Raw genomic sequence first — 12,861 nt, 5'->3', positions numbered from 1 at the left:
GCGGTTGACCTTCTGTGGCGAGCGGGATTTTCCGCTCGCCACAACAGTTGGGGCTATTGAATCTCATCCGGCTTGACGATCACCCAATTCTTGTCCGCCGTGACCGGCAAGCCTTCCTTGGCCTGGGCCGCAGCGTGCTTGGCCATCATGCCGTTGAGCTGGGTCATGTATTTGTCCTTGCGGTTGACCCACAGGTGGATGCCGCCCTTAGCCACGTCAACATCGTGGAACAGCATGTAGCCGTCACTGGTCGGGGTGTCGCCGCCTACCAGCACCGGTTTTTTCCATTCGTCGATATAGGTCAGGATCGCCGCGTGTTTACCGGCCATCCAGGTCGCCGGGGTCCACAGGTAGGGAGTCAGTTCCAGGCCGAGGTTGGCCTTTTCGTCATACTTGCCTGCGGTGATTTGCTTACGGGCGGTGGTCAGCTCGCCGGTCTTGCGATCCTTGAGCAAAGTGGTGACGCCGATGACGTTCTGCGGTTTGACGTTGTAGCCGTACTTCGGGTCGGCGGCGACCATGCGCACCAGCTCTTCAGAGGCGGCGGTCATCACGTAGACCTCGATGCCGTTTTCCATCAATTTGTTGAACAGTTCAGCCTGGCCGGTAAAGATTTTCGGCGGCTGGACCTCCATGTTCTTCACCACGTCACCCTCGTAGTAGGTAGCCGGGACCGGCTTGCCGGAAGCCATCAACTCATCGACGTAGCCCTTGAGTTCCTTGAGGGTGAAACCGGAAAAAACCTGGGCAACCCACGGATAGCAGACCATGTCGTCGACTTCGCAAAGGCGATAGTAGTAACTGAACAGGCTTTCCTTGTGGTCAGCGGTGTCCTTGAACGGCATCAGCTTCAGCGAAGGATCGAGAGTGTCGCGGGTGATCAGGCCCTTGTTTTCCATGAACGGCAGCAAGGACTCTTCGAGGTCGTAGCGGTAACTGGTGTTGTCCATGTCGAACACCGCGAAGTTACCCTTATTGGCGTTGGCGGCGATCATTTCGTTCAGTTGCTTGGCGGCAGGTGCAGGCCAGTGCTTCAACTCGGTGGCGGCAAACGCCTGACTGGCGAGCCCCAGGCAAAGTGCGGCGGCAAATAATCTTGGCGCGAGCTTCATGTGCGTTTTCTCCCTGAGTGAAAGACATCGACGCTAACAAATCCCCGTGATGCTTCCCACCACGGGCACGACCGACTGCGTCCTGATCCCGCCACGGGCATACTCCTGAGCGCCAAGCCCTTATGCCAAAACCGACAGTCACCATTCCAACTCGGTATTAAATCAATAAATATCAAGCTGTTAGGATTTCCGGTTCGCAATCGCAGGCTCGCGCGATTGGCTGCCCTCTACATGGAGCTTCAATGAATCTGCCTCTGATTCTCAATTTACTGGTGTTTCTCGCCCTGTTGCTGGGCCTGGCACAAACCCGTCGCACCCACTGGAGCCTGGCCAAAAAGGTCTTGCTCGCCCTAGTGCTCGGCGTGGTTTTCGGTGTGATCCTGCACACCATTTATGGTGCCGGTCACCCGGTGCTCAAGGCGTCGATCGGTTGGTTTGACCTGGTAGGCAATGGTTATGTGCAGTTGCTGCAGATGATCGTGATCCCGCTGGTGTTCGCCTCGATCCTCAGCGCCGTAGCGCGGCTGCACAACGCCACGGCCCTGGGCAAGATCAGCTTCCTGACCATCGGCACGCTGCTGTTCACCACGGCTATCGCGGCGCTGATCGGTATTGGCCTGACCAACCTCTTCGGCCTCACCGCCGAAGGCCTGGTTGCCGGCACCCAGGAAATGGCCCGCCTGCAAGTGATCCAGAGCGACTACGCCGGCAAGGTCGCCGACCTGAATGTGCCGCAACTGCTGCTGTCGTTCATCCCGCAAAACCCGTTTGCCGACCTGGCGCGAGCCAAGCCAACGTCGATTATCAGCGTGGTGATTTTCGCTGCATTCCTGGGGGTTGCCGCGCTGCAATTGCTCAAGGATGACGTGGCGAAAGGTCAGAAAGTGATCAACGCCATCGACACCCTGCAAGCCTGGGTGATGCGCCTGGTGCGCCTGGTGATGAAGCTGACCCCTTACGGCGTACTGGCGCTAATGACCAAGGTGGTCGCCAGCTCCAACCTGCAAGACATCGTCAAGCTGGGCAGTTTCGTGGCGGTGTCCTACCTGGCCCTGGGGCTGATGTTTGTGGTCCACGGCCTGCTGCTGTCCCTGTCCGGGATCAACCCGCTGCGGTTTTTCCGCAAGGTCTGGCCGGTGCTGACCTTTGCCTTCACTAGCCGCTCCAGCGCCGCAAGCATCCCGCTGAGCATTGAAGCGCAGACCCGCCGCCTGGGCATCCCGCAATCCATCGCCAGTTTTGCTGCCTCGTTTGGTGCGACCATCGGCCAGAACGGTTGCGCCGGCCTGTACCCGGCCATGTTGGCGGTAATGGTGGCGCCGACCGTGGGCATCAACCCGCTGGACCCGCTGTGGATTGCCACGCTGGTGGCGATTGTGACCTTGAGTTCGGCGGGCGTGGCCGGCGTGGGTGGCGGTGCGACGTTTGCCGCGCTAATCGTGCTACCAGCCATGGGCTTGCCGGTGTCACTGGTGGCGTTGCTGATTTCGGTTGAGCCATTGATCGACATGGGCCGTACGGCGTTGAACGTCAATGGTTCGATGACAGCGGGGGCAATTACCAGCCAGATCATGCAGCAGACCGATAAAGAGCTGCTCAATGCCGATAAGCATGCCGAGTTGGCGCAGGCTTAGAATGAACTCTTAACCTGTCGAGATCGTTCCCGCGCGCGTGGGAACGATCTGTCGTCAGATCTTTTCCCAAACCTCAAAGTTGAACGCCGGCTTATCGCCTTCGGCCGGATTCTCGACATTCGATACCAGTTTCCACTGGTTCAAATCAAACTCGGGAAACCACGCATCCCCTTCAGGGCTCAACGCCACTCGCGTCAGATACAGGCGATCCGCCTGCGCAAGGCCCTGCGCATAAAGCTGCGCGCCACCGATCAGCATCAGCTCATCAACACCCTGCGCCAAAGCCCATTCTTCAGCTCGCGCCACCGCAGCATCAAGGGACGGATAAACTTGCGCACCTTCAAGCACCAGATCGGTCTGACGGCTGACCACGATATTCAAGCGACCCGGCAACGGCCGACCGAGGGAATCCCAGGTCTTGCGCCCCATGATGATCGGCTTGCCCAGCGTGGTGGCCTTGAAATACTTGAAATCCCCCGGCAAGTGCCAGGGCATGCTGTTGTCGACACCGATCACACGGTTTTCACCGAGAGCTGCGATCAGGCTTAAAGGGAGAGTTTTTTTCATGCTGGCGAGAATACCAGAGGCACACGCCGACAAACGAGCGGCATACCCCAACCCACGCCACAGCGGTTATGCTCCAACCTCACTTGCACAACAGGACGGCGCGTGACTGCTCTGACTCCCCTGCACCAACTCTGGCTAACGGAAACCGTGCGCCTGCGTGAAGAACACGCGGGCCCTTTGGAAGACCAAGAAGCCAATCGCCTGGCCCGTAGCACTGGCGGCGACTTGCCGACGCGCATTCAAAACCGCGCCCTGTGGCTGGCCGAACGTGATGGCCTGACCGCCGCCCTGCAGCATTGGCTGCAAGGCGCACGGCTGGCGCTGATGGTATTGGCCGTGATCGCCATCATCAGCGGCGCCGGCCTGGCATTCGCCGCGCTGGGCAACGGCCTGACGCCGGTCAATGTGTTCTGGGCCCTGGGCAGCCTGCTGGGCTTGAACCTGATCCTGCTCTTGAGCTGGGCCTTGGGCCTGTTGTTTGCCGGCGAGCATGGTGCCAGCCTCGGGCGCCTGTGGTTGTGGCTCAGCGAAAAACTCGCCCGTGACGCCAAGGCCGCGCAACTGGCGCCGGCACTGTTGCTCCTGTTGCAGCGCAAGAAACTCAATCGCTGGGCAGTGGGAGTGCTGGTCAATGGCTTGTGGCTGCTGGCCCTGTTCAGCGCGCTGGTGATCCTGCTGACTTTGATGGCGACCCGGCGCTACGGTTTTGTCTGGGAAACCACTATTCTGCGGGCCGATACCTTTGTCAGCGTGACCCAAACCCTCGGCGCCCTGCCCGCACTGCTGGGTTTCAGCGTGCCCACCGTCGAGATGATCCGCGCCAGCGGCGATTCGGCACTGAACATCGAAAGCGCCCGCCAAGCCTGGGCCGCCTGGCTGGTCGGCGTACTGCTGATCTACGGCATCCTGCCCCGACTGATCCTCGCATTGCTGTGCCTATGGCGCTGGAAACACGGACGCACCGCCTTGCGCCTGGACCTCAACCTGCCTGGCTACAGCCCATTGCGTGAGCGTTTGATGCCCAGCAGCGAGCGCCTTGGGGTCAACGACGCCGCGCCCGAACAGCTGCATCACGTGACCGGTGGCGTCAGCACCCTGGAAAGCGATGGCGCTCTGCTGGTGGCCATCGAGCTTGATGATCAACGCCCATGGCCGCCAAAACTGCCCGCCAACGTCAAGGACGCCGGCATCCTCGACAGCCGCGAATCGCGGCACAAGCTGCTGGAGCAATTGACCCGTTTCCCGCCCGCGCGCCTGGCCATCGCCTGCGACCCGCGCCGTTCGCCAGATCGCGGCAGCCTGGCGCTGATCGCCGAACTGGCCCGCAGTGCCACGGCCACCCGTGTCTGGCTGCTACAAGCGCCGCCGGGCCAGGCCCTGGATGCTGAACGCCTTGGCGATTGGCATACAGCCTTGCAGCAGTTGCAATTGCCATTCGCCGACTGCGCGCCGCTCAATTGGCTGGAGACAGGTCATGACTAAACCGCTGAAACTTGCCGTGGTCGGCCACACCAATGTCGGCAAGACCTCGCTTCTGCGCACCCTGACTCGGGATGTGGGCTTTGGTGAAGTCTCCCATCGCCCGAGCACCACCCGCCATGTCGAAGGCGCGCGCCTGTCGGTGAACGGCGAAGCTCTGCTGGAGCTGTACGACACCCCCGGACTGGAAGATGCCATCGCCCTGCTCGACTACCTCGAACGTCTGGACCGCCCCGGCGAACGCCTCGACGGCCCGTCCAGACTGGCGCGCTTTCTGGACGGCAGCGAAGCCCGGCAGCGTTTCGAACAGGAAGCCAAGGTCCTGCGCCAGTTGCTGGCCTGCGACGCCGGGCTCTACGTAATCGACGCCCGCGAACCGGTGCTGGCCAAATACCGCGACGAACTGCAAGTGCTGGCCAGCTGCGGCAAACCGTTGTTGCCGGTGCTCAATTTTGTCAGCAGCGCTGAACACCGCGAGCCAGACTGGCGCGAAGCCCTGGCCCGCCTCGGCCTGCATGCGCTGGTGCGCTTCGACAGCGTGGCGCCACCGGAAGACGGCGAGCGGCGACTGTATGAAAGCCTGGCCCTGTTGCTGGAGCATTCACGGCCACAACTGGAGCGGCTGATTATTGATCAAGAGGCCCAGCGCCAGGCCCGTCAGCAAAGCGCCGCCCGGCTGATCGCCGAGCTGCTGATCGACTGCGCCGCCTGCCGGCGTAGCGTGGTCAGCGAGGCCGATATCGAACAGCAAGCCATCAGCGAACTGCGCAAAACCGTACGCCAGCGCGAACAACGTTGCGTAGAAGCCCTGCTCAAGCTGTTCGGCTTTCGCCCACAAGATGCCGCCGCCAGTGATTTGCCGCTGCTGGATGGCCGCTGGGGCGACGACCTGTTCAACCCCGAAACGCTCAAGCAACTGGGTGTGCGGGTTGGCGGCGGTATCGCGGCCGGCGCGGCGGCGGGTGCGGGTGTGGATTTATTGGTCGGCGGCCTGACCCTTGGCGCTGCCGCCCTGGCCGGGGCCATCGCCGGTGGCGCGCTGCAAACCGCCCGCAGTTATGGCAGCCGCCTGCTGGGCAAGATCAAGGGCCAGCGTGAACTGACCGTCGATGACAGCGTGTTACGCCTGTTGGCCCTGCGCCAGCGGCAACTGCTCAAGGCCTTGAACCTGCGAGGCCATGCGGCCATGCACAGCATCAAGGTCGATACCCCCCAGGACAAGACCTGGCGCGAAGGCAAGTTACCTGAATCGCTGAACAAGGCCCGGGCCCATCCACAATGGTCGTCCCTCAACCCTCACGCAAAACTGAGCCAGGCCGAGCGCCAGGAACAGATCGAAGCACTGGCCCTGCGTCTGGACGAAACCTAAGCAGCCAACAAACGCTGGGCCTTGGCCTTCAAGAGGCCCAGGTCCAGCACCGGCACATGCATTTCCTTGGCCTGCTCATCCCAGTGGCGCATACGCAGACTCACGGCGCATAACGGGTCCTGCTCAAACGCCCGCGCTTCATCTGCCGTCATGACGCCACCCTGATAACCCAGTGTGCGGCGGCTGGCTTCACTCAGGCGCGCGTAGTAATCCGGCTGGCTGAACGTCAGGTAGCGCTTGGCCTGGACGTGGTACTCCACCAGTTTCGCCATCCGCTCGCTGAAACCGGCCCGCCGCAAATAATCAGCCCCCAGCCGCTCATGACTGACCACGCCATAACCGCCCATGTTCTCGCCGCCATGGCCGCAAAGATGGCCGATGTCATGGAAAAACGCCGCCAACACCACCTCATCATCAAAACCTTCGGCCATGGCCAATTGCGCGGCCTGGGACATGTGCTCGATCTGCGACACCGGTTCGCCGATGTAATCGGCTGCGCCATGTTGCTCGTAAAGACCGAAGACTTCGGCGATGGCGTGTTCAAGCGTCATGCAGCGTCTCCCCACAGATCGGTGATATTGCCCTCGGCCATCGCCGGCCCCACGCTCATGCCCACGCCGGTGTGCATCAACGCCGCACTCACGCCCGGCGCCACCCGCAAGAACGAAAACGGCCCTGGCCCGCGGGAACCATAAACGCCCTGCCAGCGTTCCAGCACCTGAATCTCACAGCCTAGCGTGTGCTCGGCCAGTTCGATCATCCAGTTATCCACCTGTTCGGCGTTGAATGGTGATGGATCACTACCGTAATGGTGAGAATCGCCGATGATCAGTTCACCATAAGGCGTCGGGCTGATCAGCAGATGGATGCCGTTTTCGTGCAGGTGTGGCGTGTCACGAAGGATTTGTGCCTGCACCGCCGCCGCTTCCGGCAGGTCAGCGAAGGCACCGTAATGCACGCAGCTCAGGCCGGTCAGCAGTGCGTGCTGCAGATTCAAATCTACCTGAGGCTTGACGCGCAGCATTTGCAGGCGGCAGGTTTGCAGATTGAGTTCGGCCATTTGCTCGGCCAGCAGGGCTTGGTAGTCATGACCGGAGCAGACGATGATCTGCTCACCGCGAAAAGTCCCGGCGGTGGTATGCACCTGACCAGGCTCGACGTCGCGTACCAGCGTGGAAAAGTGAAACTCCACCTTGAGTTCGCGACTCAGGTAGTTGATCAACGCCGGGATAGCTTCGCGCGAATACAGCTGCTGATCGTCCTGGCCAAGGAGCGCAGCGCGGTGATGGCGGAACTGGCCGCCATACAGATCACTCATCGCAGCGCCCTGTAGCAGCTCGACGCGGTAGCCATGCTCCCGGGCGCGGCCGGCGCAAAAAGCTTCCAGCAAATCTTCTTCCGCTTCGGTGCGGGCAAACAAGTAGGAGCCGTTGCGCTTGAGCTGGATGCCGGCCAACTGCGCCCATTGACCCCAGATGTCACGGCTTTCCAGAGCCAGGTCGAGCATCGGCCCTGGCGGCTGGCCGGTGACCAGGGCCTGGCCGAAGTTGCGTACCGAGGCGCCCAAGGGCGTGGCGCTGCGCTCGAACACCTTGACCTTGAGGCCGCGTTTGGCTGCGGCGTAAGCGTGGGAAAGGCCGAGGATGCCGGCGCCGATGATCAGTAGATCGCTGTGGTGTGTCATGAAGTGCTGTCCTGAATGTGAGACCGTCATCGCGGGCAAGCCCGGCTCCCACATTGGAATGCATTCCCCTGTGGGAGCCGGGCTTGCCCGCGATGGGGCCATCAGCTCAAACCGAAAAATTACTGCCCCGCCACCTTCTCCGACTTGCCGTCATAGCGCTTGCGCCACTCGGTCAGGATGTTGTCGCGGTTTTTCGAAGCCCAGGCGAAGTCGTTCTTGATCAGCCGCTGCTCATAGTCAGCCGGCAATTCGGTCTGCGGCTTGGCAATACCCGGCTGGGCGAGCACGGCGAAGTTCTCTTTATACAGGTCCATCGCGGCAGTGCTGGCAGAGAAGTCGGCGAGCTTCTTCGCCGCGTCCTCATGAGCGGTGCCCTTGATTACGGCGGTGGCTTCGATGTCCCAACCCAGGCCCTCTTTGGGCAGCACGATGTCCAGCGGCGCGCCTTGGCGTTTCAACTGAACGGCTGGGTATTCGAAGGAAATCCCGATCGGGAACTCACCGGAAGCCGCCAGCTTGCACGGTTTGGAACCGGAGTGAACATACTGGCCGATGTTCTGGTGCAGGTCGTCCATGTACTGCCAACCCTGCTTCTCGCCGAAAGTCTGCAGCCAGGCGCTGACATCCAGGAAGCCCGTGCCGGACGACGCCGGGTTGGGCATGACAATCTTGCCCTTGTACTCGGGCTTGGTCAGGTCTTGCCAACTGATCGGCTTGGTCAGGCCCTGCTTTTCAGCTTCGACAGTGTTGAAACAGATAGTCGCGGCCCACACGTCCATGCCGACCCAGGCCGGAGGGTTGGCGGCGTCACGGTAGTTCGCGCCGATCTTGCCCAGGTCTTTCGGGGCGTAGCTTTGCAGCATGCCTTGTTGGTCAAGAATGGCCAGGCTGGACGCCGCCAAGCCCCAGACTGCGTCAGCCTGCGGGCGGGCTTTTTCAGCCAGCAGCTTGGCGGTGATGATCCCGGTGGAGTCGCGCACCCATTTTATTTCAATGTCTGGGTTGGCGGCTTCGAAGGCTTTTTTGTAGGTCTTCAGCTGCTCGGCTTCGAGGGCCGTGTAGACGGTCAACTCGGTTTTCGCAGCGAAGGCATTCAGACTGAACGCAGCGAGCACAGCAGCGGCTAACGCCAGGGGCTTGAACATGGTGCAGTTCCTTTTTAATGGGGACGTTTTTTAATGGGGACGGATTTATTTATTGACCAGGCGCGGTTTGGCGCCAGGCCTGGGAGCGGCGCAACAAACCGCGTGAGGCCCACGCCAGCAGCAGCGATACGCCCGCCGAGGTGAACAGAATGAGCGTGGACATGGCCGCCGCACCGCCAACATTGCCGGCGTCGTCCATGTTCAGAACCGCCACCGCCGCGAGGATGGTGTTGGGGCTGTAGAGGAAGATCGCCGCCGAGACAGTGGTCATCGCCGAGACGAACAGGTAGCGCACGATGTCCAGTAACGCCGGCAGGCAAATCGGCACGGTGACCCGTAGGTAGTGGCGGTAAAGCGGCGCCTTGAGGGACAACGCGGCGGCTTCAAATTCCGCGTCTAGTTGGCGCAGGGCCGTGGTGGCGGTCATTTGTGCGGTGGTCAAGTAGTGAGCAATGGTGCACACCACCAGCAGGGTCATGGTCCCGTAGAACACATGCAGCGGGTTGCCGGGGAGGTTGAAAAAGAACACGTAGCCCAGGCCCAGCACCAGGCCCGGTACCGCCATCGGTACGAAACTGAGCATGCGCAATGCCAGGTTCAGGCCGCGTTGGCCGTGGGTCTTTTCCATCAGGTAGGCGCCGGTGAAGATCAGCACGCTGCCGATCAATGCCGTGCACAGGGCCATGGTCAAACTGTTGCGATAGGCCAGCCAGCCGCCGCCCGCCGTGTCGTTGAACTGGTAATGGTTCAGCGACAGCGACAGGTTATAGGGCCAGAACTTCACCAGCGATGAATAGACCGCCATGCCGAACACCAGCAGCAACACCGTACAGATCAGCAGGACGATGGCCAGGTAACAGCCGTCCCGCAGCCGCGATGGCGCAGGTTGAAAGACCTGGGCGCGACCGCTCATGGAGTCACCATGACGACGGCGCAGCCAGGCATCAACGCCAAAGCTGAACAACGCTGGCAGCAGCAGCACCATGCCGATCAAGGCGCCACGGCCAAATTGTTGTTGGCCGACTACCGCTTTGTAAGCTTCCAACGCCAGCACTTGGTAGTCGCCGCCCACCACCACAGGCACGCCGAAGTCGGTGATGGTCAGGGTGAACACCAGGCAGAACGCGGCGAATACCGCCTGGCGCGTTGCCGGCCAAGTGATGCTACGAAAAGCTCGGGCGGGGCTTGCGCCCATGCTCGACGCGGCGTCGAACAGCCGCGCATCCGCCAGGGACAGCGCCGACAACAGGATCATCAGCGCATGGGGAAAGGTGTAGATGACCTCACCAATGACAATACCCCAGAAGCCGTAGATGTTGTCCGACAGCAACCCGCGCAACATTCCTTGGTTGCCGAATAGATAGACCAGTGCGATACCCGGCAGCATCGAAGGCGCCATCAGCGGCAGCAATGACATGCCTCGCCAGATGACCTTGCCGGGGATCAGTGTGCGTTGCAGCGCGTAGGCAAACAGGTAGGCCAGCGGTACGACGATGGCCGAGACACTGAGGGAAACCTTCAGGCTATTGCCCAGCAGCCAGTGGAAATTGTCACTGGTGAGCAACTCGCGCGCAGCCACCAGGCCACCGCCCTGCCCATCTTCAGCGCTGAAACCACGCCAAAAGATCGCCAGCAGCGGTAGCAACACCGCCACGCCCAGCAGGAGCAACAGCAGCAGCTTGCCGCCCAGTACGAAAATGCGGTCGCCGAGTTCGGCACGGGAAGCCTGACGAGCCACGTTGTCGGGTACCGGCAAGGTCATGTCGGCAGCCATCTCAGGCAAACACCTGCAGGCTGCGCGGCGGCAGCGCAACCCAGATGTCCTGGGAGCCAAGGCGCGGCATGGCTTCCGGGGCCAGTTCGGCCAACAGTGAATGGCCGGGCAATTGGTCCAGCTCAAAGCTCATGCGGCAACGGTTCCCGAGGAAGGTGATCTCACGGACCTTGGCCGGGAACAGGTTTTCCTCATGCACTGGCGGGTTGACGCTGATGGCTTCGGGGCGGCAGAACAAACGACCCGATGCCGCTTTGCCGGAGTTCTCGGCCAACCGCACATTCATCCCGCCGACCTGGGCATGGCTGGCGCTGTTGCGGCTGAACGGCAGCCAGTTGCCTTGGCCGACAAATTCGGCGACGAAAGGCGTGGCCGGGCGATCGTAAATTTCCTGGGGAGTGGCGTATTGCTCAACCTTGCCGTTATTCATCACGGCGATGCGGTCGGCCATCAGCATGGCCTCGTCCTGATTGTGGGTGACCATCAGGGTGGTGATGCCCAGGCGCTGTTGCAATTGGCGCAGTTCGGTACACAGATGCTCGCGCACGCGGGCGTCGAGGGCGGACATCGGCTCATCAAGCAACAACAGCGAAGGTGCGGGCGCCAGGGCACGGGCCAGGGCCACGCGTTGTTGTTGGCCGCCGGAGAGTTGGCCGGGGTATTTCTTTTCGCTGCCCAGCAGGCCCACCAGTTCCAGCATCTGCCCGACGCGCTTGCGCACTTCATCGCGGCCGCTGCCGGCCAGGCCGTAGCCGATGTTCGCTGCGACGGTGAGGTTGGGAAACAGCGCGTAGGACTGGAACAGAATGCCGTAGTCCCGCGCCTGAGGGGCCAGTAGGGAAACGTCGCGCTCACCCAGGTACAACTCGCCACTGTCCTGGCGCTCCAGCCCTGCGATACAACGCAACAAGGTGGTCTTGCCGCAGCCGGACGGGCCGAGCAGGCACACCAGTTCACCGGCGGCGACATCCAGGGACACGTTGTCCAGAGCGGTAAAGGCGCCGAAACGCTTCTGGATACCGCGCACCTTCATCGGCGCGCCGGGGTTGGTCATGGCTGTGTTCATGGAGGCACCTCATCAAACTGATGAAGGCCATCCTAGGGAGCAAATGCGTAGCTCGTGTGGCAGGAAGGCAAAAGTGAGCGATAGTGGTATTGGTAGATTTGGGCAGGGCTGAACAATTATGTGTGGCGAGCGGGCTTGCCACAGAAAGTAGTCAGCCCGCTGGCGACATTTCCTGCGCCAACCCCAGAAAGGCCGCCGGCAACCGCGCGCCCTTTCGCTCCTTGAGGCAGTACAGGTATTCGGCAATCTGCGGCGCATTCTCGATGGTCAGTACCCGCAACTGCGGATCATGGGGCACTTCCTGGCGAGCAATGATGCTGATGCCAATATTGCGCAGCACCGCCTCGCGAATCGATTCCCGGCTGCCAATCTCCAGCAGCGGGCCGTAACTCACCCCCGCGCCCTGCAACATTTCTTCGGTCAGCCGCCGAGTGGTGGAACCTGCTTCGCGCATCAACAAAGTGTGCCCGGCCAGGGCGCTCAACGGCACAGGGTCCAGCACCGCCAGAGGATGATTGCGATGCACCGCCAGCACCAGCGGATCAGTGCCCAACACCCGACGAATCAGGCGCGGGTCCTCCAGCAATTGCGATGACGCGGCGATATCCACCCGGTAGTCTTCCAGCGCTTCCAGCACCTGCTGGGAGTTGCCGATCTCCACCGAGACTTCCACCTGGGGCAGCCTTTCGCGAAAGGTTTTTACCAAATCGAGGATGTAGTACGGAGCGGTCGCGGCAATTCTCAGCGTGCCCTGGACCTGGCCGCTGTTGCGCAGGAAAAACTCGATATCGCTTTCCTGCTGCAACAACGCCTTGACCATCGGTAGCAGCCGCGCACCTTCGTCACTGACCGTCAGGCGGCGCCCGCCCCGGTAGAACAGCTCAACCGAATACTGGCTTTCCAGATGGCGAACCTGGGTGGTCACCGTGGGCTGGCTCAGGCCTAGCTTTTTCGCCGCCTGGGTAATGCTACCCAGACGGGCGACCATATAAAACGCCTTCAGCTCAGCACTCAGCACACCACCCTCACAT

At 61.5% G+C, this 12,861-nt stretch carries 11 protein-coding genes; 3 read left to right on the top strand and 8 right to left on the bottom strand.

All coding sequences use genetic code 11. The annotated features are described in order from the left end of the window. Positions 1 to 53: 53 nt before the first annotated feature. Positions 54 to 1,112 (bottom strand): HAD family hydrolase, encoded by a 1,059-nt coding sequence (locus AAEZ06_RS10515; protein ID WP_149412236.1) that lies wholly within the window; start codon positions 1,110 to 1,112, stop codon positions 54 to 56. Positions 1,113 to 1,354: 242 nt separating this feature from the next. Between AAEZ06_RS10515 and AAEZ06_RS10510 the strand changes: the two genes are divergently transcribed. Beyond that, a complete protein-coding gene (locus tag AAEZ06_RS10510) occupies positions 1,355 to 2,746 on the top strand; it encodes an L-cystine transporter (RefSeq protein ID WP_149412237.1) in 1,392 nt (463 codons plus the stop codon). A gap of 54 nt (positions 2,747 to 2,800) precedes the next feature. On the opposite strand, the gene AAEZ06_RS10505 is transcribed toward AAEZ06_RS10510, so the two are convergent. Next, on the bottom strand, positions 2,801 to 3,313 hold the full coding sequence (locus AAEZ06_RS10505) for a dihydrofolate reductase (RefSeq protein ID WP_149412238.1): 513 nt from the start codon (positions 3,311 to 3,313) through the stop codon (positions 2,801 to 2,803). A 102-nt stretch (positions 3,314 to 3,415) separates the two neighbouring features. Between AAEZ06_RS10505 and AAEZ06_RS10500 the strand changes: the two genes are divergently transcribed. Both AAEZ06_RS10500 and AAEZ06_RS10495 read left to right on the top strand, forming a co-directional pair. Beyond that, positions 3,416 to 4,795, top strand: a complete 1,380-nt coding sequence (locus AAEZ06_RS10500; protein WP_149412239.1) for a DUF2868 domain-containing protein — start codon at positions 3,416 to 3,418, stop codon at positions 4,793 to 4,795. Continuing rightward, the gene (locus AAEZ06_RS10495) at positions 4,788 to 6,161 is read left to right on the top strand and encodes a DUF3482 domain-containing protein (RefSeq protein WP_350614180.1); all 1,374 of its coding nucleotides are present in this window, start codon (positions 4,788 to 4,790) and stop codon (positions 6,159 to 6,161) included. The genes AAEZ06_RS10500 and AAEZ06_RS10495 overlap by 8 nt, the downstream gene beginning before the upstream one ends. On the opposite strand, the gene AAEZ06_RS10490 is transcribed toward AAEZ06_RS10495, so the two are convergent. From AAEZ06_RS10490 to AAEZ06_RS10465, 6 genes are all read right to left on the bottom strand, one after another. Further along, entirely contained in the window at positions 6,158 to 6,712 is a 555-nt protein-coding gene (locus tag AAEZ06_RS10490; RefSeq protein WP_149412241.1) for a phosphonate degradation HD-domain oxygenase, read from the bottom strand. The two genes, AAEZ06_RS10495 and AAEZ06_RS10490, sit on opposite strands and share 4 nt — an antisense overlap. Then, positions 6,709 to 7,845 (bottom strand): TIGR03364 family FAD-dependent oxidoreductase, encoded by a 1,137-nt coding sequence (locus AAEZ06_RS10485; RefSeq protein WP_350614178.1) that lies wholly within the window; start codon positions 7,843 to 7,845, stop codon positions 6,709 to 6,711. Before AAEZ06_RS10485 ends, AAEZ06_RS10490 begins: the two co-directional genes overlap by 4 nt. 119 nt (positions 7,846 to 7,964) lie before the next feature. After that, a complete protein-coding gene (locus AAEZ06_RS10480; RefSeq protein WP_149412243.1) occupies positions 7,965 to 8,990 on the bottom strand; it encodes a putative 2-aminoethylphosphonate ABC transporter substrate-binding protein in 1,026 nt (341 codons plus the stop codon). A gap of 49 nt (positions 8,991 to 9,039) precedes the next feature. Next, positions 9,040 to 10,764, bottom strand: coding sequence for a putative 2-aminoethylphosphonate ABC transporter permease subunit (locus AAEZ06_RS10475; protein WP_149412244.1), 1,725 nt, complete (start codon positions 10,762 to 10,764; stop codon positions 9,040 to 9,042). Between the two features lies 1 nt (position 10,765). Then, entirely contained in the window at positions 10,766 to 11,830 is a 1,065-nt protein-coding gene (locus tag AAEZ06_RS10470) for a putative 2-aminoethylphosphonate ABC transporter ATP-binding protein (protein WP_149412245.1), read from the bottom strand. A 151-nt stretch (positions 11,831 to 11,981) separates the two neighbouring features. Beyond that, the gene (locus AAEZ06_RS10465; protein WP_350614175.1) at positions 11,982 to 12,848 is read right to left on the bottom strand and encodes a LysR family transcriptional regulator; all 867 of its coding nucleotides are present in this window, start codon (positions 12,846 to 12,848) and stop codon (positions 11,982 to 11,984) included. Between the last annotated feature and the right edge of the window lie 13 nt (positions 12,849 to 12,861).

It is taken from the genome of Pseudomonas sp. HY7a-MNA-CIBAN-0227, assembly GCF_040310325.1.
In the GTDB taxonomy this organism is placed as follows: domain Bacteria; phylum Pseudomonadota; class Gammaproteobacteria; order Pseudomonadales; family Pseudomonadaceae; genus Aquipseudomonas.
This window is presented reverse-complemented; position numbering and strand designations above follow the sequence as displayed.